22 protein-coding genes are annotated in these 26,995 nt (G+C 35.8%); 7 read left to right on the top strand and 15 right to left on the bottom strand.

Annotated elements, in window-relative coordinates:
* Positions 1–32: 32 nt before the first annotated feature.
* Positions 33–722 (top strand): ComF family protein, encoded by a 690-nt coding sequence (locus KKG99_15240; GenBank protein ID MBU1014353.1) that lies wholly within the window; start codon positions 33–35, stop codon positions 720–722.
* Here KKG99_15240 and KKG99_15235 read toward each other — a convergent pair.
* Complete coding sequence (locus KKG99_15235) at positions 719–3,352, bottom strand: lamin tail domain-containing protein (protein ID MBU1014352.1); 2,634 nt, start codon at positions 3,350–3,352, stop codon at positions 719–721. The two genes, KKG99_15240 and KKG99_15235, sit on opposite strands and share 4 nt — an antisense overlap.
* Before the next feature lie 121 nt (positions 3,353–3,473).
* On the opposite strand from KKG99_15235, the gene KKG99_15230 reads away from it, so the two are divergent.
* Positions 3,474–4,400 carry a bifunctional riboflavin kinase/FAD synthetase gene (locus KKG99_15230; protein MBU1014351.1) on the top strand — a complete coding sequence of 309 codons (927 nt, stop codon included), beginning with the start codon at positions 3,474–3,476 and terminating at the stop codon, positions 4,398–4,400.
* Between the two features lie 7 nt (positions 4,401–4,407).
* Positions 4,408–5,028, top strand: a complete 621-nt coding sequence (locus tag KKG99_15225; GenBank protein MBU1014350.1) for a ribonuclease H family protein — start codon at positions 4,408–4,410, stop codon at positions 5,026–5,028.
* 82 nt (positions 5,029–5,110) lie between these two features.
* Here KKG99_15225 and KKG99_15220 read toward each other — a convergent pair whose 3' ends face one another.
* The 6 genes from KKG99_15220 to KKG99_15195 all read right to left on the bottom strand — a co-directional run bounded on the left by KKG99_15220 (position 5,111) and on the right by KKG99_15195 (position 11,671).
* The gene (locus KKG99_15220) at positions 5,111–6,019 is read right to left on the bottom strand and encodes a hypothetical protein (protein ID MBU1014349.1); all 909 of its coding nucleotides are present in this window, start codon (positions 6,017–6,019) and stop codon (positions 5,111–5,113) included.
* A 256-nt stretch (positions 6,020–6,275) separates the two neighbouring features.
* Positions 6,276–7,997: a C69 family dipeptidase gene (locus KKG99_15215; protein ID MBU1014348.1), complete on the bottom strand. Its 1,722-nt coding sequence runs from the start codon at positions 7,995–7,997 to the stop codon at positions 6,276–6,278.
* 91 nt (positions 7,998–8,088) lie between these two features.
* The gene (gene cysN / locus KKG99_15210; GenBank protein ID MBU1014347.1) at positions 8,089–10,011 is read right to left on the bottom strand and encodes a sulfate adenylyltransferase subunit CysN; all 1,923 of its coding nucleotides are present in this window, start codon (positions 10,009–10,011) and stop codon (positions 8,089–8,091) included.
* 60 nt (positions 10,012–10,071) lie between these two features.
* Positions 10,072–10,437, bottom strand: coding sequence for a four helix bundle protein (locus KKG99_15205; protein ID MBU1014346.1), 366 nt, complete (start codon positions 10,435–10,437; stop codon positions 10,072–10,074).
* Positions 10,438–10,490: 53 nt separating this feature from the next.
* Entirely contained in the window at positions 10,491–11,399 is a 909-nt protein-coding gene (cysD, locus tag KKG99_15200; GenBank protein MBU1014345.1) for a sulfate adenylyltransferase subunit CysD, read from the bottom strand.
* A gap of 173 nt (positions 11,400–11,572) precedes the next feature.
* On the bottom strand, positions 11,573–11,671 hold the full coding sequence (locus tag KKG99_15195; GenBank protein MBU1014344.1) for a four helix bundle protein: 99 nt from the start codon (positions 11,669–11,671) through the stop codon (positions 11,573–11,575).
* Positions 11,672–11,791: 120 nt separating this feature from the next.
* On the opposite strand from KKG99_15195, the gene KKG99_15190 reads away from it, so the two are divergent.
* Entirely contained in the window at positions 11,792–12,463 is a 672-nt protein-coding gene (locus KKG99_15190; GenBank protein ID MBU1014343.1) for an inorganic pyrophosphatase, read from the top strand.
* A gap of 124 nt (positions 12,464–12,587) precedes the next feature.
* On the opposite strand, the gene miaB is transcribed toward KKG99_15190, so the two are convergent.
* Positions 12,588–13,922 (bottom strand): tRNA (N6-isopentenyl adenosine(37)-C2)-methylthiotransferase MiaB, encoded by a 1,335-nt coding sequence (miaB, locus tag KKG99_15185; GenBank protein MBU1014342.1) that lies wholly within the window; start codon positions 13,920–13,922, stop codon positions 12,588–12,590.
* A gap of 195 nt (positions 13,923–14,117) precedes the next feature.
* On the opposite strand from miaB, the gene topA reads away from it, so the two are divergent.
* Together topA and KKG99_15175 are read left to right on the top strand one after the other, a co-directional pair.
* Positions 14,118–16,442, top strand: a complete 2,325-nt coding sequence (gene topA, locus KKG99_15180; GenBank protein MBU1014341.1) for a type I DNA topoisomerase — start codon at positions 14,118–14,120, stop codon at positions 16,440–16,442.
* A gap of 143 nt (positions 16,443–16,585) precedes the next feature.
* Positions 16,586–17,761: a formimidoylglutamase gene (locus KKG99_15175; protein ID MBU1014340.1), complete on the top strand. Its 1,176-nt coding sequence runs from the start codon at positions 16,586–16,588 to the stop codon at positions 17,759–17,761.
* Between the two features lie 149 nt (positions 17,762–17,910).
* Here KKG99_15175 and ruvC read toward each other — a convergent pair whose 3' ends face one another.
* From ruvC to KKG99_15140, 7 genes are all read right to left on the bottom strand, one after another.
* Complete coding sequence (ruvC, locus tag KKG99_15170) at positions 17,911–18,465, bottom strand: crossover junction endodeoxyribonuclease RuvC (protein ID MBU1014339.1); 555 nt, start codon at positions 18,463–18,465, stop codon at positions 17,911–17,913.
* A 56-nt stretch (positions 18,466–18,521) separates the two neighbouring features.
* Positions 18,522–19,205, bottom strand: a complete 684-nt coding sequence (locus tag KKG99_15165) for a 2-C-methyl-D-erythritol 4-phosphate cytidylyltransferase (protein MBU1014338.1) — start codon at positions 19,203–19,205, stop codon at positions 18,522–18,524.
* Positions 19,206–19,253: 48 nt separating this feature from the next.
* Entirely contained in the window at positions 19,254–20,303 is a 1,050-nt protein-coding gene (gene queA, locus KKG99_15160; GenBank protein MBU1014337.1) for a tRNA preQ1(34) S-adenosylmethionine ribosyltransferase-isomerase QueA, read from the bottom strand.
* A 99-nt stretch (positions 20,304–20,402) separates the two neighbouring features.
* Entirely contained in the window at positions 20,403–21,131 is a 729-nt protein-coding gene (gene truB / locus KKG99_15155) for a tRNA pseudouridine(55) synthase TruB (protein ID MBU1014336.1), read from the bottom strand.
* On the bottom strand, positions 21,128–21,913 hold the full coding sequence (locus tag KKG99_15150; protein ID MBU1014335.1) for an undecaprenyl-diphosphate phosphatase: 786 nt from the start codon (positions 21,911–21,913) through the stop codon (positions 21,128–21,130). Before KKG99_15150 ends, truB begins: the two co-directional genes overlap by 4 nt.
* Before the next feature lie 46 nt (positions 21,914–21,959).
* The gene (locus KKG99_15145; GenBank protein ID MBU1014334.1) at positions 21,960–22,244 is read right to left on the bottom strand and encodes a DUF3098 domain-containing protein; all 285 of its coding nucleotides are present in this window, start codon (positions 22,242–22,244) and stop codon (positions 21,960–21,962) included.
* Positions 22,245–22,328: 84 nt separating this feature from the next.
* Complete coding sequence (locus KKG99_15140) at positions 22,329–23,207, bottom strand: permease-like cell division protein FtsX (GenBank protein MBU1014333.1); 879 nt, start codon at positions 23,205–23,207, stop codon at positions 22,329–22,331.
* Between the two features lie 217 nt (positions 23,208–23,424).
* Here KKG99_15140 and KKG99_15135 point away from each other — a divergent pair, with 217 nt between their 5' ends.
* On the top strand, positions 23,425–26,919 hold the full coding sequence (locus KKG99_15135) for a class I tRNA ligase family protein (protein ID MBU1014332.1): 3,495 nt from the start codon (positions 23,425–23,427) through the stop codon (positions 26,917–26,919).
* Positions 26,920–26,995 lie beyond the last annotated feature (76 nt).

Below are 26,995 nucleotides of genomic sequence, written 5' to 3'. Positions count from 1 at the left end.
TTTAAAATGATGGTATAAATGAAAAACAAACGATGAAATTTTTTACAGATTTTCTGTCATTACTTTACCCTGAAGTATGCCCTATATGTGGAAACGCATTACTCGTGGGAGAAAAAATATTGTGTACGGTCTGTTTTTATAAACTACCAAAAACCAATTATCATTTAGATGCAAACAACCCGGTACAGGAACTGTTTTTCGGTAGGGTCAACATATCCCATGCAGCCACCTTTTTAAGGTTTAGCAAGGGCGGAATGGTGCAACGACTTATCCATGAGTTTAAATATAAAAACAAAAAGGAAATTGGGTTTTTTCTGGGGGAGCTTTATGCCAATGAACTCATGCAGACAGATTGGATAAAATCAATTGATTACCTTATCCCCATTCCATTGCACCCTTTAAAATTAAAAAAACGAGGGTTCAATCAAAGTGAAGTATTTGCCAATGGAATTTCTAATGTTCTTGATATTCCGGTAAGAAGTGATCTGTTGAGCAGGATCAAATTTTCGGAAACCCAAACAAAAAAAAGTAAATATAAAAGATGGGAAAATGTGAAGGATATTTTTGAAGCTCCAAATTCCACAGCTCTTGCAAACAAACATATTTTATTGGTTGATGATGTAATTACAACCGGTGCCACCATCGAAGCGGCTTCCCAACATTTGTTGCAAATAGAAAATGTAAAGCTTAATGTTGCCGCATTGGCTTTTGCTGCAATTTAAAATCTTTCACCCAACACAGCAGTTTGTTTATAATGTTTAATATTTCCGTTCAAATCAAAAAGTTCAACAAATACAATATAAATTCCACGTGGCATTTTTTCCGAATTTTCATCAGTGCCGTTCCAAAAAAAGGCGCCTTGAGTTCCTAATAATTCATTGTTAACGAGCTGCTTTACTTTAATGCCTTCTGCACTGAAAATAATCACATTGGCAGTGTAACCGGCCTTTTCCAACTGATATTCAATTTTAAGCAAATCGTCACGGCCATCATTATCGGGGGTGAAAACATGGGGCGAAACAGTAATGGGTGTTTCGGCATTTTCTAAAGATAAGAATTGGGAATTTTGATAAGCCGGGGTTCCAAAGCCAACAGCAAATGATGCAGAATGCCAATTGGATTTCTCAAGCCCGGAAAGGTTAAAATGAATTTTTTCAAGAGAAACTCCTTCGGTATAATTTAACATGGGAGAATGCATTTCTTCATCGTATGCAACCCGATCTAAATAAACGCCCTTTTGATTTATGATTCCTATTGTTCCACCATCATTAACTAGCCTTGGCATTTCGGCTACTGTAATAAAATTTTCGGGGTTAGGGGTATCATATTGTTCAAGCACCTTTTCGGGTGATCGTGTAAGTACTAAATAAGTTGAAGGATTTATTAGTCGTGAATGATCCAAAACCCCCTTGCAGGTCGTATCTGCAGGTTGTGGGAATGATTTTTCTTTGATTAAGCAAATTTCCAAATCAGCGATATTCAATATTTTTTCGGAACGGTTATAAATTTCAATGTATTCTTCACCATTATTCAAATGCTGGTACAATATTTCATTGATAACAATGTCATTAATTTCAATTTCATCAGGAATCCCAAAGGTGAAAAAATGATCATTTGCTAAATTTAAACCAAGACAATTTTGTAAACGGGATGATATTTCTAAAGTGTAAAAATTATTTTTTGAAAATCTTTCAGAAAAAATAAGCACAATTAATTTATGGTTCAGATCCTCTATCTTACTCCGAACCGGGGTTTTACCGCTTTCAATAATTTTAAAATTAAGAGGATTTTCGATGGATTCGGTATCCATGGTGTTTGCGAAAATCAGCTGAAGGGTGGTATCATTTATAACTTCGAACGAGATAATTTCCGGTTTAGGTTTATAATTTTCTGAAATTGAATTTTGACCTCCGGGACTTCCCCCCAAAGTATTACTTGAATAAGCCCAATTGTCAACTCCCAGGCATGTGCTGCTATAATCTTTTTGTTCTATTGACCATCCTCCGTTTTCCTTTTCATCATTCTTAAAATCGGTTTTATTGTAGTTGAATGAACAAATGAACAAGCCTTTATGGTTTATAAGTGAAAGTTTTGATCCTGCATTTGGTAATAAAAAACTCGAAAAAGAATAAACCGGTCCAAAATCAGAAAGTACTCCTTTCGCTGAATGGTTACAGAGGATGAGATAGCCATGAGGAGGTAAAATACAATTCTCAAATTTTTGGGTTTTATCATTGATTTGAAGCATCCATCCATTAAGATCAATTTCGAAAGCGGTCGTGTTAAAAAGTTCAATGTATTCAAATTCGGGCAACTCAACAGAAGGAGCAGGATCGTCCAATATTTCGTTAATCACAATATCAAGCGCCGACGCTTCAAAAAATAAAAAGTTTAAAATGGTATCTTTCATCTGGTTATATGAAGTATCGGAAATATTCTTTATGGAGAGTGTATGCATTTTACCATTTTCAAAAGGATGGGTGAAATGAAGGGTGGTTTTCGTATTATTTTCGGATAATTCAATAGTTTCCGGATTTCCAGCTTCATTGTTAACAAGATAATTAAAAGTATTAAAACCACTTTCTTCAGAAATGTGTTCAGAAAAAGTAAGCTCAAGTTCTGTATTTGTATTACAATTGAAATTTAGTATTTGAGGAGGAATACTGTCAATCGGAGCCGGGTCATTTAATGAAACTATAAGGATATCGTCAAAATAAAATTTTTCGGAATTACTATTGGTATAGGTGCATAAAATTCCAAAATAATTAGACGTAATTGTTTTGCTGTCAAATCCTGATGTTTCAAGAACAAAACCTTCGCCTTTTAATAAATCGGAATAAATGTTCCAATTGCCATTGTGTAGGTGCTGTACCTTGATTCGCATTTCAAATGAAGTTGCGATTTTTGATTCTGTACCCCTGCAAATGGACGTCAGATTTTGCCCGTTTTGTCGGAAAAGTTCTATAGCATCACCAGAACCAGCTTCTCCAAATTGCAAGAAATATCCGTTCAAATCCCCGCGTAAATCTGCATTATCGGCTGCCAGATAAACCCGGGCATTATTATTTGCTGATGGACTAAAGGACAGGCGTATATAAAATTGCCATTCACAATTTACCGAACAAGCATTCTTGGTATAAAGTACAGCAGAGCCAGCCTCAATTGCTTTAAGCTGCAATCTGCCATTTTCATTAATAATAAATCGGTTAATATCGCCAAACCATTCCGGATTATACATAAAATCTCCGTCAGAGAAATCTTCGGAAATTTGAGCAAAAATAAAAAGCGGGGAGCAAATCACTGTAAATAGAAGGAATAGCCTTTTAAGGCTCGTCCTTATTGTGTTTGCCATAATAAAAATTAAATGATTTTCTCAATTAACAGGTTAAATATAGTATTTTTGCCAAAAAAAATCAATCTTTTGAAGAGATTTTTTTGTGAAAAGAGTGTTGATTTAATGGAATTTAACTGGCGTGAAAATATATAATCATATTGATGAATTCAAGGATGTTAAAAATCCAATAGTTACAATTGGAACATTTGATGGGGTGCATCTTGGACATCAAAAAATCTTCGAGTTGATGAGGGTTAACGCGGAAAAATATGATGGTGAAACAGTTGTAATTACGTTTTATCCCCATCCCCGACTGGTTTTGCATTCCGATAGTAAAGATCTTAAGTTTATAAATACCCAAAAACGAAAAGTAGAACTGCTTGAACTTGCAGGAGTTGATCATTTAATCATTGTTAATTTTACCCGTGATTTTTCCAGATTAAACTCAGCGACATTTATCAAAGAATATCTTGTTGATAAAATTAAAACCAAAAAGTTAATTATTGGTTACGACCATCATTTCGGGAAAAATCGTCTTGGTGATTTTTCGACACTTTATGATTTGGGTCATAAACATGGATTTGTAGTTGAAAAACTCGCTGCACAAAATGTAGAGAATATTGCCATCAGCTCAACAAAAATCCGTAGAGCACTCAATGAAGGGAAAATTAAAATTGCGAACACATTACTCGGATACGAATATTCAATTACAGGTAAGGTTGTTCGTGGGCAAAAAATTGGTCGAACCATTGGATTTCCTACAGCAAATATTGAATTGGAGGATGAGTACAAACTGGTAACGGCTAATGGCGTGTATGCATGTAAGGTGGCTCATGATGGAAAAATTTACAAAGGAATGGGAAACATTGGCTTGAGGCCTACTGTTATGCATAGCGAGCTGACCATTGAAGTAAATATTTTTGATTTTGACAAGGAAATTTATGACGAAAGCATCACTATCTTTTTTATTGATAGAATTAGGGATGAGGTAAAATTTGAAAATCTTGCCGGGCTTAGAAATCAACTTCAGTTAGATAAGATTACTGTTTTAAAGATTTTAAAATAAAAACATAATGCCAAAAAAAAAGTATTATGTGGTGTGGAAAGGCAAAAACCCCGGTGTTTATGAGCATTGGGACGATTGTAAGATGCAAATAGAAAATTTCACAGGTGCACTATATAAATCCTTCGAAAGTGAAACCAATGCCATAAGGGCTTTTGCAAGCAAACCCGGCTTATACATCGGCAAAGCCAATGCCGGTACAAAATCAAAAAAGACTTTGAAAAAACCTTTGATGAATACGATTTCGGTAGATGCCGCATGTAGTGGCAATCCTGGAAAATTAGAATACCAAGGTGTTGAAACTGCAACCGGAAAATTATTATTCCATCTCGGACCATTTGAAGAAGGAACAGTTAACCTGGGTGAATTTTTGGCTATTGTTCATGGGTTAGCATTTTTAAAAAAGAGAAATCTTGATATTCCGATTTACACCGATTCGGTGACTGCCATGAAATGGGTAAGGGATAAAAAAATAAAAACAAACCTTGAAAGAAATGCCATCACAGAACCATTATTTGAAATGGTTGATCGCGGCATTTTATGGTTGATTAATAATGAATATCCAAACCCCATATTAAAATGGGAAACTGATTCCTGGGGCGAAATTCCAGCTGATTTTGGAAGAAAATAATTAAATAGTTTTATTACAAATCATAATAATAAATAAAAAGGCCGTGAAATTTCACGGCCTTTTTAAAATTAAATTACATTTCTTATTTCAGCATTAATGAACCATGGCCGATCACTGAATTTCCATGGTAAATATCAACCTGATAAGTTCCGGTAGCAAGTTCTTGTTCATCAACTTTGTTCCAATAACAACAAACATCGGTTGTTTGATTTTCGTAATTTACAACGGTCTTGATCGAATATTGTAGTTTTTCACCATTATAATCAAATGCATATGCATCACCCATATCTGGAGTTAAAATAGCATTATCAGGCTGAGCGATACGAATATAAATATCACAATTGCCTGCTTGTATAAGTGCATTTTCAGCAAGTGTAAAACAAACTTTGATTTTATCTACTCTTTTCGATTTATCAGTTATAACCTCTTTTCCGCTTGATTTAGCCCTGATACCAATTGCTGAAACCTCATAGGTTTTATGAATGGTTGCGATCTCTACTTTTTCGGTAAGTTGATTTTTGATTACTGTTAATTCCGAAGTTTTTTGTTGCTCTGCTCCTAATTGACCTTTCACCTCAGTATTTTCATCGATCAAATTTTGATTCTGTAACTTTAAATCTTCAATTTTTGCCTCATAACCTTTGGCAACTTCCTGAAGAGCAGTAAGCTGTTTTTTGATGTTAAAATAACTCCATTTGTATTTTAATCCCTCTTCAATTTGTTTGGCATTCTCCTGAATAAGAAGATCTTTTTCGCTTAAAGTTGCGGAAAGGGTTTCATTTTCAGCTTTTAACTGATTGTGTTGTGTCATAAGTTGATCAAGCTCAGCCTTAAGTTCTAACCTTAGGTTTTCTTTTTCTACCAAAAGACCGTTTAATTCTTTTTTGGTACTCAACGACCAGAAGATTAATGCGGCAATGGCAACAGCAAAAACGATGGTCAATACTTTAAACACCATTCCGCCTTTTTGATTTTCAGTTTGTGGACTCATAATTATTGTTTTTCAATTTATATAATTAGTTTAATTTGGGTTCTTATAAATATTTTATGAATATTAATAAAATATTTTGAAATAAATATGTGTGAAAGGCAAATATAATAAAAAAATGGAATTTTTACCATTCAAAGCAGATAAAATACCCATCAACAATCCATTTAAACGGATTATCGCTGATAAATCGTTTATTAGAAATTAAAAAAGGAGCCAATTTTTTAGCTCCTTTTTTGATATTTTAAGTACTGTTTTATTAATGACCACTACCTATTACTTTTAATTTATCTCCGGTTCCTTCCACTACTTTTTTATAATATTCTTCACCATAACCGGGTTGTTCAACCTTCGGCGTATAGTATTTATATCCAGGGGGAACAGGCCTATCGGTTTTTATGTTCCCGTCCATATATCTCATGAAAAGATATTGATATAATTTCTTCCATCCATAAGTTACACGATCACCTTGGTTTACGGAGTAATTGGTTAAGAATGCAACCGCTGCATTTTTATCTGTCTTTAATAATTCTAATGCTCCGGCATCAATAGCAGGGGTGTTTTTTATAAATTCCATCTCATAAGCAAGCTGTGCATCGGCAACTTCAGGATGTATATTTTTGTAACGCGTATATGCTAAGTTGGTTACTTGATTAAATACCCAAAATGCTGAATTATCAGACCATTCCATCATTGCACCATTGCCAACGGCAAAAGTTTCAGGTACGTTAGTAATACTTGAGTACATAGGAATATAAACTGAGCTGGCTGCATCGTCAACACCAAACCAAATGATTCCTCCGACTTCGTCAGGTAACCACGATCGGGATTGTGAAATAAAAGAAAATCCGGTTTGCTGAGTAGCTGTGGCTCTTTCATTACAATACGCAATTCCGTCAACTTCCCAAGTCATGGGTCTCCATCTGTAGGGTACATTAAAAGGACCTGCTCCGACATCAAGACTCATGTCTAATTCGGTTCCTTCTAAATGATCGCGCATAAACATCATCATATCATGAACCGAAACTTTGGCTTTTGGTTTGATCCATAAAGGCATACGATTTGAAGCAAAATTTTCTTTTACAAAAGGTTCACCTTCTTTGTGGGCTTTTGGGTTTTCAACCATCCCTTTAGCATAATCCCAGTATTTATCCATTCCATCAGCAACCTTGTTAAACATACTCCATACACGGATTTCGCAAAAACGGGCTCCGCTAAAATCAACCGGTGCATATACTTCTGAAAAATTAAAATCTTTATCTTCTCCAATATAAAAGTTTTTACGCTTTGCAAATGAAACTACATCTTTAGCATTGAAAATAATTGCATTTGGGTCGTTCCATTTATTTTCTTTTTGGTACTGGAAAGTGGTAATTCGGGCATGATTGGCATGACCGGATACATATCCGTCGGGAATACGCATGGCAACCCAAACAGCACCTTTTTCGCCTTCACCCTTACCGATCAATTCCATGATCCAAACTTCATTTTTATCAGCTACCGAAAAAGATTCTCCGCTACTGGCATATCCATATTCGTCCATTAAATCAGCAATAATTTTGATCGCTTCACGAGCAGTTTTTGAACGTTGAAGAGCGATATAAATCAAACTTCCATAATCCATGATCGCACCTGTTTGGCTAGCCAATTCAGATCGGCCGCCATAAGTTGTTTCGCCTATGGCTACCTGGAATTCGTTCATGTTACCTACTACATTATAGGTTTGTTTGGCTTGTTTTATTTTGCCAAGATATTTACCGGTATCCCATTCGTAAATATCCAACATGCTTCCCTCTGGCCAGGTGGCTGCTTGCCAATGATATAATTCACCATAGAGAACATGTGAATCCGCTGCATAAGAAATCATGGTTGATCCATCAACAGAGGCCCCTTTTGTAATTAAATAATTGGTACAAGCATTGGTAGTGGTATGGATTGTTAAAGCCAAAACCAAACTAAAAACAAAAAAAATCTTTTTCATATACATATTCATTTAAGTTAACACTCATCATTTTTTAGGATGGATACAAATATAGTAAAAAGCCAACAGACAGCTTCTTTTTCCGTTGTTGTTATCCCAACGGGAATATTTTCTTTTCTTTCAAATAATTTTGAATTTCCTGTACATTGCTTTCTTCTTCCTCCGGATCAAGCGCTAGATTTGCATTTTCCGGAATTTCAAATGGTTCATTAATCCCGGGAACGTGCAAGAGCATTCCCTCTTCTACTTTTTTATAAAATTCAGGTTTATGATTTTTGCAAAAATCGAGATCTGCATCCATATAAATTAGATGGAATTTTTCTTTGCCGATAATATCAGCAATTTGTTGGCGAATAATTTCTTTTGGGGAGATGAACGAACAGATTACAATAATTCCCTGATCATTTAAAATTTTACAAACTTCAGCAACACGACGCAAATGTTCGGCACGATCAGCAGGAGAATAGTCAAGTTCTTTTGATAAGCCTGATCTGACAGTACTTCCGTCCATTAATACTGCCGAAGCTCCTTGCTCAAATAATTTATGTTCGAGTTTATAGGCAAGGTTATTTTTGCCTGAGCCATGTAAGCCTGTAATCCAGAGTGTGGCAGCTTTTTGGTTGAGTTTTTGTTGTCTTTCTTCTATAGAAATTAAAGCCTGGCCCTTGATAATCATTTCTTTTTCGCGATCAGTGATTCGAGACGGCAAATCTTTATCATGTAATTTATCAATGATCATTCCTACGGCACAGGTGTTATGGCTTATGGGATCAATTAAAATGAAGGAGCCCGTTTCACGATTTTTTTTATACGGATCAAAAAATAAAGGTTTTACGGTAGTAAGAACAACCCTTCCGATTTCGTTTAATTCCAAATGACCGATTTCAGATTTTTCCATGGTGTTTACATCTACCTTGTATTTAATCTGATCGAATCTGGCTTTGGTTGTATTGGTTGTATGTTTTATGTAAAACTGGGTATTTGGATTCATCGGTTTCTCGTCCATCCAAACAAGCATGGCTTCAAAATGACGTTCGGTACGTGGCATATTATCAGGATGAACAATCATCTCGCCTCTTGAAATATCAATTTCATCGGCCAGGGTAATGGTTATCGCTTGCGGAGGAAATGCTTCTTCCTGCTCTCCGGCTGTTCCAAAAATGTTTGTTACCACAGAAGTTTGACCAGAAGGCAATGCTTTAATGGTGTCTCCTTTTTTGATTACTCCTGATGCTATGGTGGTTGAAAATCCCCGGAAATCCAAACTTGGGCGGTTTACAAATTGTACCGGAAATCGCAAATCTTCGAAGTTGCGGTCGCTTCCAACATGAACGGTCTCTAAAAACTCAAGCATACATTTTCCATGATACCAATCCATGTTGTGAGATTTATCGACCACATTATCGCCTTTCAGAGCCGAGATTGGAATAAAATTGATATCAGGAATATTTAATCCGGTAATGAAATTTTTATAGCTGGCACAGATTTCATCATATTTCTCCTGACTGTATTCAACCAAATCCATTTTATTAATTGCAACCACAATGTGATTTATGCCTAAAAGGGAAACAATATAAGTGTGGCGTTTGGTTTGTGTAATTACTCCTGTGCGTGCGTCAACCAATAGAATAGCTAAATTGGCAGTAGAAGCACCCGTAACCATATTTCGGGTATACTGTTCGTGCCCTGGTGTATCGGCGATAATAAATTTTCGTTTATTGGTTGAAAAATAACGATAGGCAACATCAATTGTAATTCCCTGTTCGCGCTCGGCTTTCAATCCATCCAATAATAAAGCATAATCAATATCGCCACCGGCATGACCCATACGCTTACTATCGCGTTCCAAGGCTGAAAGCTGATCATCATAAATTTTCTTACTGTCGAATAATAAACGACCAATAAGGGTTGATTTACCATCATCAACAGAACCTGCTGTTAATAGTCTTAATTGATCCTTTTTCTCATCCTGATCGAGGAATGCTTTTATGTCGATGTTTACAGAGTTTGTCATTATTTTCTAAATTCGGTTCTTTAAATAAAATGTTGCTGGTTGCTAGATTCTGGTTACTCGTTAGGTTTTCCAGTTTTGTTCGACATATTGAATAAAACGATTGATCTTTTTGCCTAGAAGATCAAATTCTTTATATAATTCAGCCCATTTTTCATTTTCGGGGTATAGTTGAATTATCATTTCAATTTGGCACGAACATTCATCACACGAAGCTTGAGCATAAGTTAAAAATTTAATAAAATCAGCTTTATATTTCTTTCTTCCATAACCTTCAGCAATCTGATCTTTGATGCTTTTTGAAGATCTTCTTATTTGACTTCCTTGTTCATACTTTTCAAAAGATGGCAATTCTAAACTTAAGGTATGAACCTCAATGGCCAATTTGAAAGCTAAATCATATATTTCAAGTTCTTTATAACTTCCCATGTCTTTTAACTAACGAGAAACAAGTAACCACCTGCCTGCCGCAGGCAGGGTAACTAGAAATATCCCTCCCTCTTTTTCTGCTCCATGCTTCCTTCCTGATCAAAATCGATGACCCGTGTTGTTCGCTCTGATACAGTGGTAGTCATCATCTCTTCCACAATTTTTTCAATGGTATCTGCGTCTGATTTTACAGCACCGGTTAATGGATAGCAACCCAGAGTTCTAAATCGAACCGTGCGCATTTTTGCTTTTTCAGCCAATTCTTTTGGCATTCTATCGTCATCAACCAGAATCATTGCTCCGTTATATTCAACAATAGGCCTTTCTTTTGCAAAATACAATGGAACAATTGGGATATTTTCCAAACGGATGTATTGCCAGATATCCAATTCGGTCCAGTTTGAAATTGGGAACACCCTAATCGATTCACCTTTATGTACTTTGGCATTATAAACATTCCATAATTCAGGACGTTGGTTTTTGGGGTCCCATTGGTGAAAACGATCGCGAAAAGAATAAATCCGCTCTTTAGCTCTTGATTTTTCTTCATCGCGACGAGCACCACCAAAAGCAGCGTCGAAACCATATTTATCAAGCCCGGCCAATAAGGCCTGAGTCTTCATTATATCGGTATGAACTTTACTCCCATGGGTGAATGGCCCCACCCCTGTTTCAAATCCTTCTTTATTGTAGTGAACAATCAAATCCCAACCTTTTTCTTTAGCATATTTATCTCGAAACTCAACCATTTCCCTGAACTTCCATTTGGAATCGATATGCATTAACGGAAATGGTACTTTACCCGGTGCAAAAGCTTTTTCAGCAAGGCGAACCATTACTGAAGAGTCTTTACCTATAGAATAAAGCATTACAGGGTTCTCAAATTCGGCTGCCACTTCACGGATAATGTGAATTGATTCTGCCTCGAGTTGACGTAGGTTGGTTAAATTATAACTGTTCATTGTATTGTTTTAGGCTTTATTTTGAAGTGCAAATGTAGTGAAAAGATAATGATTGAGGATGAGGTTAAGGAAGGTTGAGAAAGAGATTTCATAATCTTGTTAATGTCAAAGATTAATTGGTTATAGGAATTAATACATTTTAGAACGTAATTTTCCTGAAAACAACTTGCTTTTTAGCCATAAAATAAGTGGCTTTGAGTTTCAAAAATTGATCCTCTGGCAATTGTATAAAATTTATTTTTGTCTCTGAAGGAATTTCTTCCAAAGGCCATTGCATGTCTATTCAATTTTGATTTGAAAGCCAATTATTCTTCCTTTTTCTAATCAAGCATCATTGTAGTTTACAGATAATAAATACGTAATTTTGCACCATAATATTTAAAACAAAAAAAATGTCGAACAAATTGATGGATCCAATCGGAAGATTAATGGGGTTGAGGTATAAATCGCACCCATGGCATGGGGTAGATATTGGAAAGGATGCACCTGAGGTTTTAACCTGTTTTATCGAAATGGTGACAACTGACACCGTTAAATATGAGGTTGATAAAAAAACCGGGTATTTGATGATTGATCGTCCACAAAAATACTCAAATACAGTGCCTGCACTTTATGGATTTATTCCACAGACCTTTAGCTCAATGCGCACTGCAGATTTTTGTATGGAAAAAACCGGTAGAAAAAATATTAAAGGAGATGATGATCCGATTGATATTTGTGTACTTACCGAAAAACAAATCGTACATGGAGATATTCTTGTAATGGCCAGGCCCATTGGTGGGTTTCGAATGATTGACGGAAATGAATCGGATGATAAAATTATTGCCGTACTAAATAATGATGCGGTTTATGGAAATTACAAGGACATTACGGATTGTCCTTCGTTGGTACTCGATCGGCTTAAACATTATTTTTTAACCTATAAGGATTTGCCTGGCAACCCAAGAGATGTTGAAATAACGCACACTTTTGGAATTGATGAAGCCCATGAAATTATCCGAAGATCGATGGAAGATTATCATCATAAATTTGATAACCTGACGACAGCATTGTTGGATGTTTAGAATAGAGTTAACATAGTCAGATTTATATCTGAATTGGCAAATCAGTAGTATTCAATTGTTATACAATAATAATACATTGTAATACGATTGTTCTGGATATTCACTTAAATTCAAATTACACAACTCACAATATTGCTTCTCCAATTAAGGTTGCGGCAGTACAACGATCAATTTTAACCTGAACGTAATCACCCTTTTTGTAGTTCATTTTCGGAAAAACAACCATCTTGTTCTGACTATTGCGACCGGATAATTGTTCCTCTGATTTTTTTGAAAACCCTTCTACCAATACCTCAAAGGTTAAACCAAGATCTTTTTTGTTACTTTGATGTGATAATTTGCGTTGAAGGTCAATTATTTCGGCCAAACGCCTGCTTTTCACCTCTTCAGGAACATCATCCTTGAATTTTTTTGCTGCAAGCGTATCGGGTCGTTCGGAATATTTAAACATGAAGGCATAATCATAACCAACTGCCTCCATTAACGAAAGGGTTTGTTGATGATCTTCTTCAGTTTCGCTGCAAAAGCCACTGATCATATCAGTTGACAAACCGCAATCAGGAATGTGTTTTTTAATACTGGCAATCCGATCCAAATACCATTCACGGTCATATTTCCGGTTCATCAATTTCAATATTCGACTGCTACCCGATTGAACAGGTAAGTGAATATTATTACAAATATTCGGATACTTTGCTATGGTTTGGATCAGCTCATCCGAAATATCTTTAGGGTGTGAGGTGGCAAACCGAACTCGAAGTAAAGGATTAATTTCTGCAATTTTTTGAAGTAAGTCGGGGAAACTCATTTGACCGTTTTCATCCCAGTTATAAGAATTAACGTTTTGACCAAGCAGTGTAACTTCACGATATCCAAGTTCAAATAATTCCCTGGCTTCATTGATGATGGTTTCCGGATTCCGGCTTCTTTCTTTTCCGCGGGTAAACGGCACTACACAATAAGAGCAAAAGTTTTGGCAGCCACGCATAATCGAAATAAATGCAGAAATTTTATTTGGATCTAAACGAACAGGGCGAATATCGCCATAAGTTTCTTCGGAAGATAACAAAACATTGATTGCCTTTTGTCCGTTTTCAACAGAATCCATCAGTTGAGGTAAATCACGATAAGCATCAGGACCGGCAATGATATCAACATCTTTTTCTTCTTCCAATAGCTGTGATTTTAATCTTTCGGCCATGCAACCAATGATGCCAATTTTTAGATTTGGCTGTTTTTTCTTTAATTTAGCTAAAACGGTAATTCTTTTTCTAACCCTTTGTTCAGCGTTGTCGCGTATTGAGCAAGTATTGATTAGGATAATATCAGCCAATTCAATTTTATCAGTTGTTGCATAATTATGATCGGTCATTATGGAGCCAACGATTTCGCTATCCGAAAAATTCATTTGGCAACCATAAGTTTCTATATAAATTTTTTTTGTATTATTGTCGATCATTAAACTCTCCCACTTAGTTGATTTTATTTATAATCAAGTATTTAGTATGTATTAAGAAGTGCAAAAATAATTAAAATATCTATGGAAATCAGAACTCTAAATTTATTTTTACAACATACTATTAGGGTTTGAAGTTTTTATTTGTCTTACTTTTGCAACACAATTTATATAAATCATTATCAGATAAGAAGGAAGATGGCGAAAAATTTAGTTATTGTTGAATCACCGGCAAAGGCCAAAACGATTGAAGGATTTTTAGGAAAAGAATTTCTTGTAAAGTCGAGTTTTGGGCATGTTATGGATTTAGCAAAGAAGAATCTTGGGGTAGATATTGAGAATGGATTTATTCCAAGTTATGAAATTTCTTCGGATAAGAAGAAGATAGTTACAGAATTAAAGAAATTAGCGAAAGAAGCTGAAATGGTTTGGCTTGCATCAGATGAGGACCGCGAAGGAGAGGCCATTTCTTGGCATTTATTCAATGCACTGAATCTTGAAGATAAAAAAACACAGCGGATTGTTTTTCACGAAATTACAAAAACTGCCATCACTGAAGCCATTCAAAATCCGCGAAAAATTGATAAACATCTTGTCGATGCTCAACAGGCGCGAAGGGTACTTGACCGCTTGGTTGGGTTTGAGTTGTCACCACTACTTTGGAAAAAAGTAAAACCATCCTTATCGGCCGGCCGGGTTCAATCGGTAGCCGTAAGATTGATTGTTGATCGCGAGGAAGAGATTAAAAATTTTGTAGTCACATCCAATTATCGGGTAATTGGCATTTTTGAAGTATTGATTAAAGATAAAACAATACAATTTAGTGCCGAAGTCCCTAAAAGATTTGAGAGCAAAGAAGAAGTTGCCAAGTTTTTAGAAAAATGCAAGGATGCATTCTTTACCGTAAAATCGGTAGAGAAGAAACCGGGTAAAAAATCGCCCGCTCCACCATTTACGACTTCTACTTTACAACAGGAAGCAAGTCGTAAACTTGGTTTTTCGGTTGCCAATACCATGCGTGTTGCTCAGCAACTTTACGAATCGGGGAGGATTACTTATATGAGAACCGACTCGGTAAATTTATCTGGGATGGCAATTGCCATGGCTAAGGATGAAATTACCAAGCTTTATGGAGAAGAGTATGTAAAAATCCGACAATACAAAACCAAATCAAAAGGAGCGCAGGAAGCACACGAAGCCATTCGACCCACTTATTTGAATCAATCAGGTATTGATGGTGATTCATCGCAGAAGCGATTATATGATTTGATTTGGAAAAGAACGGTTGCTTCACAAATGAGTGATGCCGTTTTTGAAAAAACCAATGTAGATATTGAAATCTCTAATCACAATGAAAAATTTGTTGCTAAAGGTGAAGTTATCAAGTTTGATGGATTCTTGAAACTCTATATGGAATCAACAGATGATGAAAATGGACAAGAGCATGAAGACGTTTTACCTCCATTAAAAACCGGAGATAAGTTAAAGTACAAAGAAATTAATGGTGAAGAACGATTTACGCAACATCCGGCAAGATATACCGAGGCTTCTTTGGTAAGAAAAATGGAAGAGCTTGGAATTGGCAGGCCATCTACCTATGCACCAACCATTTCAACCATCCAAAAAAGAGAATATGTTGTTAGGGAGGATCGTGAAGGAGTAGAACGTAAATATAATTGCATACAACTGAAGAGTGGCGAAATTAAAGCAGTTGTAAAAAAAGAAAATACAGGTTTCGAAAAATCAAAACTGTTCCCGACGGATATCGGAATTTTGGTTACCCAATTCTTAATGCAATATTTTGAAGACATAATGGATTTTAATTTTACAGCCAGTGTTGAATTGGAATTTGATGAAATTGCAGCCGGAAAAAAAGTCTGGAATAGCATGATCAGCGATTTCTATGGCCCCTTCCATTCAAAAATTGAAAACACTCAGGAAAACTCGAAAAAATTTAGTGGAGAAAAACTATTAGGAATTGATCCTGTAAGTGGTCAAAATATTTATGTTAAAATTGGGCGTTACGGCGCTATGGCGCAGATAGGAGAATCTGAAAGTGAAGAGAAACCTAAGTTTGCAGGGTTAAAAAAGGATCAAAGTATAGATGATATAACCATTGAAGAAGTTTTGGAACTTTTCAAATTTCCAAGATTACTTGGCGAATATCAAGGAGCAGAAGTTAAAGCTGCAATTGGAAGATTTGGTCCTTATATTACGCATGAAAAATTATTCTATTCACTTGATAAAACTGACGATCCGGTAAGTATTGATCTTGAACGTGCCATTGAAATTATTGAGCTAAAAAAACAGAAAGTTCGTGAAAGTGTCATTAAGGAGTTCAAAGAAAATAAGGATGTAAAGGTACTTGTAGGGAGATACGGGCCCTATATTTCAATTAAGAAACAAAACTTCAAAATTCCCAAAGGAGTAATCCCGGAAGAATTAACACTTGAAGATTGTATCAAAATTTCAGAAGATCCTAAAAATGCTCCTAAAAAGAAATTTGTTAGAAAGAAAAAATAAAATTTGATTAGCTAATTTGTTGATGTGCCAATGAAAGATTATTTTTATTCATAATTATCAACAATAGTATTACGATTGTATGTCAAGCGTATATCTACTGTATTTTTATTAATTATAAAATATCGAATATCTAAATCTACGTTATGGACATCGATCTATATTTAAACCCCATCGATTTATCAGGTTACGAATTTGCCGATAAAGCCAGTCGAAGACGCCTTGGAGATGTGGTAAATGCTTATATAAAAAACCGAAGTTTCCCCGAATTAAAAGATTTTGATATAGCCATCATTGGGGTGCTGGAAGATCGTAATACCGTTGGAAATAAAGGCTGTGCAGCAGCTCCAGACCAGATTAGAAAATATTTTTATCAATTATATGAAGGAGCCTATAAAACCAGATTGGTTGATTTGGGCAATATAAAAAGTGGGCATACCATTGAAGACACTTACTTTGCTTTGAGCAGTGTTGTTAAAGAATTATTGAAACAAAACATAGTACCGGTAATTATTGGTGGGGGCCAGGATTTAACCTATGCCAATTATCAGGCTTACGAGGATTTGGGTCAGATTATAAATATTGTGGCAATTGATCCGATTTTCGATTTGGGGAAAACAGAACAGGAAATGAGCTCACAATCTTATCTGAGTAAAATTATTTTGCATCAGCCCAATTATCTTTTTAATTTCTCAAACATAGGTTATCAAACTTATTTTGTCGATCAGGATGCTATTGAGTTGATGAAAAATTTGTTCTTTGATGCCTATCGTCTTGGGTTTGTAAGATCAAAAATTGATGAAGTGGAACCCATTGTTCGTAATGCAGATTTGGTCAGTTTTGATATTTCTGCTATTCGGCATTCAGATGCCCCCGGAAATAAAAATGTAGCACCAAACGGATTTTATGGTGAAGAAGCTTGTCAGATTGCTAGATATGCCGGAATGAGCGATAAATTAACTTCAATTGGTTTCTACGAAATGAATCCGGAGTTTGATAATCATGGTCAGACTGCACATTTGGTAGCTCAAATGATTTGGTATTTTGTGGATGGATTTTATAACAGAAAAGATGAATTTCCGCATAAAGATAAACGACAATTTGTAAAATATCACGTAGCTATTGCAGGAGAGAAGGATGATTTGGTTTTTTACAAAAGCAAAAAAAGTGATCGTTGGTGGATGGAAGTGCCTATCCGATCCCAGAACAAGGTAAAATTCAAACGGCATCATATGATTCCTTGTTCTTACCATGATTATCAGATTGCCTGCGATAATGACATTCCGGACCGCTGGTGGCAAGCTTATCAGAAGTTGATGTAGATGCTTATTGATTGAATTTGGGAAATAGATGTTTGTTCAAATCCCTTCTAATCATATGTTATTCAGTAGTAATACAGTTGATATACAATGGGAATACAATTGTTGCAATACGTTTTAATTTATTATTAGCACATCTTCAAATTTTCAAATTAACGAATTGCTCTTTTCGGATTTTTGGCGATAAAACTTTTCCATCCAGAATATGATTCTGCTCCTCCTGAATTTTCTCTTTGAAAATAATGACAAACTGCAGCAGCCAGAGCATCCGTTGCATCCAGGTATTTTGGTGTTTCTTTGATATGTAATATATTTTGCAACATCGCAGCTACCTGTTCTTTTGAGGCATTGCCCTTACCGGTAATTGATTGTTTGATTTTTTTTGGCGAATACTCGAAAATAGGGAGCCCCTTAGCCAAACCGGCAGCCATTGCAACCCCCTGAGCCCTCCCTAATTTTAACATTGATTGCACATTCTTACCAAAAAAAGGAGCTTCTATAGCCATTTCATCCGGATGATGTTGATCTATTAACACAGACAATTCTTCAAAGATCGATTTTAGTTTTAAGGCATGATTAGCATGATTTCCCAGTTTTAATACACCCATTTCAATCAAACTCATTTTATTGCCGGTGCATAAAATAATACCATAACCTAAAATATTGGTTCCCGGATCAATTCCGATAATAATGCGTTCTGATTTCAAAATATTATAATTAACCTGGTTAAAAGATCAAATGTAATAAAACATTTAATGAAATATTATTCAGTTTGGCTGGCATTTAATATGGATTCTGCAATTATTAAATCAACAGGGCGTGTAATTTTGATATTTTCCCAGTTTCCTTCGGTAAGATAAATAGGTTCTTCAATCATCTCATAAACACTTGCATCATCAGTGAAACTGCTTTGATATGACAAATCGTAGGCTTTTTTGATTTCAGATACCTGAAAAACCTGTGGTGTTTGAATCAACCTTAATTTTTGACGATCTACAATCTGGTTCCCGCGTTCTGTAAGTTCGCGAACAGATTCGTTAACTTCAATAACCGGAACTGCATTTCCAAATGATTTGGCCGTTTCAAAAGCATTTTGTATGGTTTGTAAGCTAACAAGTGGTCGAACGCCATCGTGAATTGCAACCAAACCATCATCTTTAATATCCTGTAAACCGTTTTTTACTGAGTAGAACCGTGTATCTCCTCCAATAACTACCTCATGATTTATCTGAAGCTTGAATTCAGAACATAGCTTCACCCAACGTTTTATTTGCGATTCCGGCAATACTACAATGATGTTAATTTCAGGATCAAATTTTTTAAAAATTTCAAGGCTATACATCAAAATGGGTTTGCCTTTAAGCAATAGGAATTGCTTCGGAATCTGGTCTTTCATTCTTAGTCCTGATCCGCCAGCTACAATAATTACGGTTCTTGCTTCTCTCATGCAGTAAAAAGGAAATCACCATATGCTTATGGGGATTGGGTGTTTTTATTAGAGGATTAACATGGCATCACCATAGGTGAAAAATTTATACTTCTTATCAACAGCTTCTTTATACGCTTTTTTCAAAAAATCGAAACCGGCAAATGCCGATACCATCATCATCATTGATGATTGGGGTAAATGAAAATTACTGATCATGCTGTTCGCCACTGTACACTCGTAAGGCGGAAAGATAAATTTATTGGTCCATCCTTCATATGGTTTCACAAATCCGGCAATAGAAACTGAAGATTCAAGTGCTTTCATTGTAGTGGTGCCAACAGCACACACATTTTTTTTGTTTTCCTTGGCCAGATTGATAATATTGCAATTTTTTTCAAGAATATTCATTTCCTCTGAGTCCATTTTATGCTTGGTCAAATCCTCAACTTCAATATTTCTGAAATTACCCAAACCGGCATGTAAGGTAACTTCGGCGAAAGAAACCCCTATCAGCTCTAATCGCTTCATTAATTCCCTGCTAAAGTGAAGACCGGCAGTAGGGGCTGCAACAGCACCTTCGTGTTTTGCGTAGATTGTCTGATAACGTTCCTGATCTATCTGATTACTTTCTCTTTTATGAATTTTTGGTAAAGGAGTTTTACCTAAAGAATAAATAGTTTGTTTAAATTCTTCATAGGAACCATCGAATAAAAACCTGAGTGTTCTTCCCCGGGAAGTTGTATTGTCAATGACTTCGGCTACAAGAGATTCATCTTCTCCGAAATATAGTTTGTTCCCTATTCTTATTTTACGCGCCGGATCAACTAAAACATCCCAAAGACGGGTCTCGGAGTTTAATTCCCTAAGTAGAAATACTTCTATTTTAGCACCTGTTTTTTCTTTTTCGCCATATAAGCGAGCCGGAAATACTTTGGTATTGTTAAGAACAAAAACGTCACCATCATTAAAATAGTCCAGGATATCTTTAAATGTTCGATGTTCAATGGTTTGTTTCTTTCGGTTTAATACCATTAATCTTGATTCATCTCTATTTTCGGATGGGTGGCTTGCAATCAGTTCTGGTGGTAGATTATACTTAAATTGAGATAATTTCATGTGCTTATAGATGTATTAGTAAAAGGTCGCAAAAGTAGGCTATTTAAAAGGCAAAGTCAAGTGCGCCTCATTCTAAAATAGTAAATTACAGGGGTTTTGTCAAGAAACAGGGTGATTTTTAAGCTTTATTAACGTTTCTTTAAAATCATTAATTTCAAGGCTATCTTCAAGTTTAAAATTACCAATTCGGGTTCGGGTTAAGGAGCTAAGGTAGGCCCCACTTTCAATCTTAATGCCAAAATCATTTGCCAGTGATCTGATGTAAGTACCTTTACTACAAACAATCCGGAAATAAATGACTGGCATTTCAATTGCTGTTATTTCAAATTCACTGATTTTTACAATTTTAGATTTGATTACCACCTCTTCCTTTTTACGGGCATACAAATAAGCTCGTTTTCCATCAATTTTAATAGCCGAAAATACAGGAGGGGTTTGCTCAATTTCGCCAATAAAAGTTTTTGCAGTTACCTTAATTAACGAATCTGAAATATGATTTGTTGGAAATATTTGATTGATTTCGGTTTCCAGATCAAAAGATGGAGTAGTTTTACCGAGTGTGAAAGTTCCGCTATATTCTTTTTCCAGTCCTTGATATTCATCTATTTTTTTGGTGAATTTTCCGGTACATATAATCAGTAATCCTGTGGCCAGTGGATCCAGCGTTCCTGCATGCCCGACTTTAATCTTTTTAATCCCTGTATGGTGCCTTAACAGATGACGGATACTATTTACAAGGTTAAAAGAGGTCCATTCAAAGGGCTTGTTAAATAGTAATACTTCTCCTTCCTGAAAATTAAAAGACTGCTTTTTGATTTCTTCGATCATGCCGCGAAGATAATAGCCAAAACGCCTATTACAAAGCAGTAGATTGAAAAATAAATTAAATTGCCTTTACTTACCATTTTAATCATCCACTTGCAGGCCAGGGCTCCAGTAATGAAAGCGGCCATGAAGCCAATAAACAAAGGGATTGCACCAATAGATGATTCGGAAGCCATCTCATTTGAAAATAAATCTTTGGCATTGGCTCCAATAATGGGAATTAAAACCATTAAAAATGAAAATTTTGCAATTATTTCTTTGCGATTACCAAGGAGTATTCCTGTTGCAATTGTTGCACCGGAACGGGAAATTCCGGGAATAACAGCTATGGCTTGAGCAATTCCAATAATGAACGAATCCCAAAAATTTATTGTTCGTTTGTTCGATTTTTTCAAATATGTAAATGCTAACAGTATCGATGTTAAAATTAACATGAAGCCTACAAAGCGAATATTTCCGGTAAAAAAGCCTTCAACTTCTTCCATGAAAAATAATCCCAGAATTACCACCGGGATCATCGAAATAATAATTTTAAAAAAATACTGGGTTTCTTCATTCCATTTAAACCGGAATATGCCCTTTAGCAATTGTAAAATATCTCTGTAAAAAATGACGATAGTGCTTAAAACGGTGGCCCCATGAACGATTACCGTGAAAATCAAACTTCGTTCGGCATTAATACCCAATAGGGCCTTGCCAAGTTCTAAATGCCCGCTGCTGCTAACGGGTAAAAATTCTGTCAAACCCTGAATGATACCAAGAATTAATGCTTCAAACCAATTCACTTTTTGAATTTTTTAAGAGGAAGAATTATGAAAATAATGATTTTAATTATTTGGATCGTTTCATGATCGCAAAAATTTCAACGATAAATCCCGCAAGGATTAAAATGGGTGCTAAGGTTAAGCGTTGAAAGTTGAAAATTTTATAATTAAAAATATTAGGATCATCTGTACCACCTCCAATCATGAAAATAAAGCCAAGGGCGATTAAAACAACACCAATAATAAGTAATCGATAATTTTGTCGGCTAAATGCAAAGGTTACCAATTCATCATCGGTTGTTTGTTTATTTGGGGCAACATGAGTTGGTTTTGATTTGGCTTGCTTTTGCATGGATTTGTGTTTTGTTATCATTATTATGAATTTTCTTTTCAAAAGTAACAGTATTTTTCGAGATGAAAAAAGAATTAACTTTTTTTAATAATACAAGTCATCTGTTTTCATATTCAGGAATTTACGAAGTGCTGCGTAAGTTGAAAGCCAGGTAATCATGATTCCTGAAACTACAACCAAAACAATCAGGCTTATAAAAAGGTTTGTGTCCTGAAAGTCTATTAATTCCGGTAGTTCAAGTTGGGCAAAGTAAAGAATAACACTGATCAATATTAGGGCAATGATTGCACTATAAATCCCTTGAACAGCTCCTTTTATTAAAAAGGGCCTGCGGATAAATGACTCCGTAGCTCCAACAAGCAACATGCTTTTTATGATGAATCGTTTGGAATAAACCGATAGCCGAATGGTATTGTTTATAAGTGCGATAGCAATAACCAACAATAATAAACTGAATCCCAACAACAAAATACCGATTTTTTGAACATTCTGATTGATTGCCTGCACCAAAGATTTCTGATAATAAACCTCTTTCACATTTTTATTTTCCAGCAATTCTTTTTCAATAGCCCCGATACTTGCAATATTCGCATAGTCTGCTTTTAATCTTAGATCAATTGAGGAGGGTAACGGGTTAAAACCCAAAAAGTCAATGAAATCTTCTCCCAGTTCTGCTTTTAATTCCTCAGCAGCTTTTTCTTTGGTGATGTATTCGGTAGATTTTGTATATGAAGTGGCATCCAAGTATTTTTGAAGTTGTAAAATTGCGGCTTCTCTTGAGTCATCTTTCATGATAACCCTGATCCCTATATTTTCTTTCACGTGATTAGATAGTTTTTGTGCATGCAACACAATTAAACCCAGAACACCTAACATCAACAAAACAAGCGTCGTACTTACGATGGACGTTAAATAAGATGTTTGAAGTCTTCGTTTATTATATTTATCTTCTTTCCTTGCCATTGCAAAATATAGTTAAAGCTAAAATAATCATTTTAATCAACAATTGAATGGAGATGTAGATTCTTAACAAGAATGTTTGGGATTGAAACACTTCATGAGAAGATAAAATTTTAAAATTGTGAACATTAGCCCAAACTCTTTATTAATAGTTTTCCATCTTTTTTCTAACTTCGCAGCCTGAAATTACAATACTAAACAGGAAATATAGGAGTGAGGCATGGATTATAATTTTAATGAAATAGAGCCTAAATGGCAAAAATATTGGAGCGAAAACAAAACGTTTAAGGCTGAAATAGATCATTCAAGACCCAAATTTTATGTACTGGATATGTTTCCGTATCCTTCCGGTGCAGGTCTTCACGTTGGTCATCCCTTGGGTTATATTGCTTCTGATATTTATGCCAGGTATATGCGCCAAAAGGGCCATAATGTATTACATCCGATGGGGTATGATGCCTATGGTTTGCCTGCCGAACAATATGCCATTCAAACCGGAACACATCCTGAAATAACAACGGTTAAAAATATTGATCGTTATCGTGAGCAACTCGATAAAATTGGTTTTTCATTTGATTGGGACCGGGAAGTTCGCACTTGTGATCCCGGTTATTATAAATGGACACAATGGACCTTTATTCAGCTTTTCAATTCATGGTACAATAAAGATAATGACAAGTCAGAATCAGTTGATCAATTGATTTCTAAATTTAAGAAAGAAGGAAATAAAAATATAAATGCGGCCACTGATCAGGAGGTAATTTTTAGTGCTGAAGATTGGAATGCAATGGATGAAAAAGCACAACGGGAATTGTTAATGCACTATCGGTTGGCTTATTTGTCCAATACCATGGTTAACTGGTGCCCTGAATTGGGAACTGTACTGGCTAATGATGAAGTAAAAGAAGGACTGTCTGAAAGAGGAGGTCATCCGGTTGAAAGAAAGCTGATGAAACAATGGTCGTTGCGGATTACAGCCTATGCCCAACGATTGCTTGACGGACTTGATAAAATTGACTGGTCGGATTCGATTAAAGAAATGCAGCGTAACTGGATTGGTCGGTCTCAGGGTGCAACTATTTACTTTCGCCTCTCCCCAGCCCTCTCCAGAGGAGAGGGAGCAAGACCGGGTTATATGACCTCGGATGGGCAGATGTGGTCACTTTTAGAAGAAAAAGTTAAAGAAGCCAGAAAAAAACCGACCGAAGCAGAATCAATAATTTGGGAACGTGTTCGGGCAAAACAACTTGGGCATAAAATACGAAGGCAACATGTTATCAATCGTTTTATTGCTGATTTTGTTTGCTTGAGGAAAAAAGTTGTCATTGAAATTGATGGGAAAATTCATGAAAGGCAGTTAGAACAAGATGCAGAGAGAACAGAAATATTAAATACCTATGGTTATTCAGTAATCCGCTTTAAAAATGAAGAAGTAGTTGCCAATCCCGAAAAGGTAATTAATGAAATTAAAAGTTATTTGGACAATAAAGTCCTCCCCATTGGGGAGGATTTAGGAGAGGTGATCGATGTTTTTACAACCCGGCCGGATACCATATTTGGCGCAACCTATATGGTACTTGCACCTGAACATGAATTAGTTGACAAAATTACAACTCCCGATAGAAAAGAAGCCATCGATAAATATGTCACATGGGCGAAAAACCGCTCGGAGCGCGAACGGCAATCGGAGGTTAAAAATATTAGTGGAGAATTTACAGGAGCTTATGGAATTAATCCTTTGAACGGAAAAGAAATCCAAATTTGGGTTGCTGATTATGTGCTTGCCGGTTACGGATCTGGGGCTATTATGGCCGTTCCCGCGCACGACAGCAGGGATTATTCTTTCGCTAAACATTTCAATTTACCTATTATTCCGGTAGTTTCAGGCGGTGATATTTCGGAAGAATCGTATGATGCCAAAGAAGGCAAAATGATGAATTCCGAATTTTTGGATGGCATGGAGGTAAAAGAAGCAATTCAGGCAGCGATTGCAAAAATTAATGAATTGGAAGTTGGATTTGGAACGGTAAATTATCGTTTACGCGATGCTATTTTTAGCCGCCAGCGTTATTGGGGCGAGCCTTTTCCTGTTTACTACAAGGACGGCATTCCTTATGTAATGAATGAAGATCAATTGCCGCTACTGCTTCCTGATGTAGATAAATATTTACCAACTGAAAGCGGAGAACCACCATTGGCCAGAGCAAAAAACTGGGTAACTAAAGAAGGTTATCCCATCGAAATCAACACCATGCCCGGTTTTGCAGGTTCAAGCGCTTATTATTTACGGTACATGGATCCGAAAAATGAGAATGAATATTTCTCGAAGGAGGCCAATGAATACTGGCAGGATGTTGATCTATATATAGGAGGAGATGAGCATGCGGTTGGGCACTTACTTTATTCACGTTTCTGGAATAAATTCCTCTTTGATATCGGAATGGTTAAAAAAGACGAACCGTTTAAAAAGCTGATTAACCAAGGGAAAATTCAGGGTCGCTCAAGTTTTGTGTTTCGGGTAAATCACGAAAAATATGCAGAACACTTATTGTGGGAATTCTTCAAGAAAAACGGAATGGAAAAAGGGGTGGTTCGCGAATATCGCGACGGACACCGTAATTTTGATTTCTTTGTTGAAGAGGCCAATTTAATTATTGAAATTAAAAGTCAGCCAAAGCTTGAAAGTTACTACGAAAAATATGTCAAAGAAAAAGGGAAGAAATTATTGCTACTTCCTATCGCTGATATCATTGAAAATACAAAAGCCTTTATTGATGAAACCCAAAAAGCCATTAAAGAAGTAAAAAAAGGGATCATTTTTAATCGTCATGAAATTAGGGAACTGAAGCCCATATTTATTTCAAAAGGAGTACAAGACCGCGAATTGTTCTCAACTCCGATCCATGTTGATATCAGTTTAGTGGATAATGATGTTTTGGATACCGAAGCTTTTAAACAATGGAGACCGGAGTTTGCTGATTCAGAATTTATTTTGGAGGATGGTAAATTTATTTGTGGTCATGAGGTAGAAAAAATGTCGAAATCCAAGCATAATGTTCAAAACCCTGATGACCTGATCGAAAAATATGGAGCTGATACTTTACGGCTTTACGAAATGTTTTTGGGACCTTTGGAATACCACAAACCCTGGGATATTAAAGGCATTGAGGGTGTTTTTAGGTTTATGAAAAAATTGTGGCGATTATATCATGATGCAGAAAATCGTTTTGTGGTATCTGAAGAGCTGCCAAGCAAAGACGAACTTAAAGTTTTACATAAAACAATCAAAAGAGCACAGGACGATATTGAGCGTTATTCATTTAATACGGTTGTAAGTACTTTAATGATTTGCGTGAACGAATTAACCGATCTGAAATGCAACAAACGGGCAATCCTGGATCCACTGACGGTACTTATTTCTTCCTATGCACCTCATGTGGCGGAAGAATTATGGTCATTACTGGGACATAATGAAACCGTAACATACGCCACTTTTCCTAAATTGAGAGAAGAATATATAAAAGAAGATGCTGTAATTTATCCGGTTTCTTTTAACGGAAAAATGCGTTTTAAAATTTCGCTTCCCATCGATATGTCGAAAGAAGATGTTGAAAAAACCGTACTCAATTCAGATGAAGCTCAAAAATGGCTTGAAGGCAAATCACCCCAAAAAGTTATTGTTGTTCCAAAGAAAATTGTGAACATCGTAATCTGATTGCACCTTTCGGTTAATTTGGCACATATTTTTTGATATTTCATTTTGATACATCAAAAGCAGATACCTTTGTTTA

This window comes from Bacteroidota bacterium (assembly GCA_018816945.1).
In the GTDB taxonomy this organism is placed as follows: domain Bacteria; phylum Bacteroidota; class Bacteroidia; order Bacteroidales.
Note: the sequence above shows the minus strand (reverse complement) of the source record. Positions and strands in the feature narration are given on the sequence as shown.

What these genes read in the sequence shown, in the direction of transcription:
- KKG99_15175 (MBU1014340.1), top strand. Translation starts at nt 16,586, where the DNA reads ATGGACATCGATCTATATTTAAACCCCATCGATTTATCAGGTTACGAA.
- queA (MBU1014337.1), bottom strand. Translation starts at nt 20,303, where the DNA reads ATGAAATTATCTCAATTTAAGTATAATCTACCACCAGAACTGATTGCA.
- cysD (MBU1014345.1), bottom strand. Translation starts at nt 11,399, where the DNA reads ATGAACAGTTATAATTTAACCAACCTACGTCAACTCGAGGCAGAATCA.
- topA (MBU1014341.1), top strand. Translation starts at nt 14,118, where the DNA reads ATGGCGAAAAATTTAGTTATTGTTGAATCACCGGCAAAGGCCAAAACG.
- KKG99_15215 (MBU1014348.1), bottom strand. Translation starts at nt 7,997, where the DNA reads ATGAAAAAGATTTTTTTTGTTTTTAGTTTGGTTTTGGCTTTAACAATC.
- KKG99_15205 (MBU1014346.1), bottom strand. Translation starts at nt 10,437, where the DNA reads ATGGGAAGTTATAAAGAACTTGAAATATATGATTTAGCTTTCAAATTG.
- KKG99_15140 (MBU1014333.1), bottom strand. Translation starts at nt 23,207, where the DNA reads ATGGCAAGGAAAGAAGATAAATATAATAAACGAAGACTTCAAACATCT.
- truB (MBU1014336.1), bottom strand. Translation starts at nt 21,131, where the DNA reads ATGATCGAAGAAATCAAAAAGCAGTCTTTTAATTTTCAGGAAGGAGAA.
- KKG99_15135 (MBU1014332.1), top strand. Translation starts at nt 23,425, where the DNA reads ATGGATTATAATTTTAATGAAATAGAGCCTAAATGGCAAAAATATTGG.
- KKG99_15145 (MBU1014334.1), bottom strand. Translation starts at nt 22,244, where the DNA reads ATGCAAAAGCAAGCCAAATCAAAACCAACTCATGTTGCCCCAAATAAA.
- KKG99_15190 (MBU1014343.1), top strand. Translation starts at nt 11,792, where the DNA reads ATGTCGAACAAATTGATGGATCCAATCGGAAGATTAATGGGGTTGAGG.
- KKG99_15235 (MBU1014352.1), bottom strand. Translation starts at nt 3,352, where the DNA reads ATGGCAAACACAATAAGGACGAGCCTTAAAAGGCTATTCCTTCTATTT.
- miaB (MBU1014342.1), bottom strand. Translation starts at nt 13,922, where the DNA reads ATGATCGACAATAATACAAAAAAAATTTATATAGAAACTTATGGTTGC.
- cysN (MBU1014347.1), bottom strand. Translation starts at nt 10,011, where the DNA reads ATGACAAACTCTGTAAACATCGACATAAAAGCATTCCTCGATCAGGAT.
- KKG99_15195 (MBU1014344.1), bottom strand. Translation starts at nt 11,671, where the DNA reads ATGGCCTTTGGAAGAAATTCCTTCAGAGACAAAAATAAATTTTATACA.
- KKG99_15225 (MBU1014350.1), top strand. Translation starts at nt 4,408, where the DNA reads ATGCCAAAAAAAAAGTATTATGTGGTGTGGAAAGGCAAAAACCCCGGT.
- KKG99_15220 (MBU1014349.1), bottom strand. Translation starts at nt 6,019, where the DNA reads ATGAGTCCACAAACTGAAAATCAAAAAGGCGGAATGGTGTTTAAAGTA.
- KKG99_15165 (MBU1014338.1), bottom strand. Translation starts at nt 19,205, where the DNA reads ATGAGAGAAGCAAGAACCGTAATTATTGTAGCTGGCGGATCAGGACTA.
- KKG99_15240 (MBU1014353.1), top strand. Translation starts at nt 33, where the DNA reads ATGAAATTTTTTACAGATTTTCTGTCATTACTTTACCCTGAAGTATGC.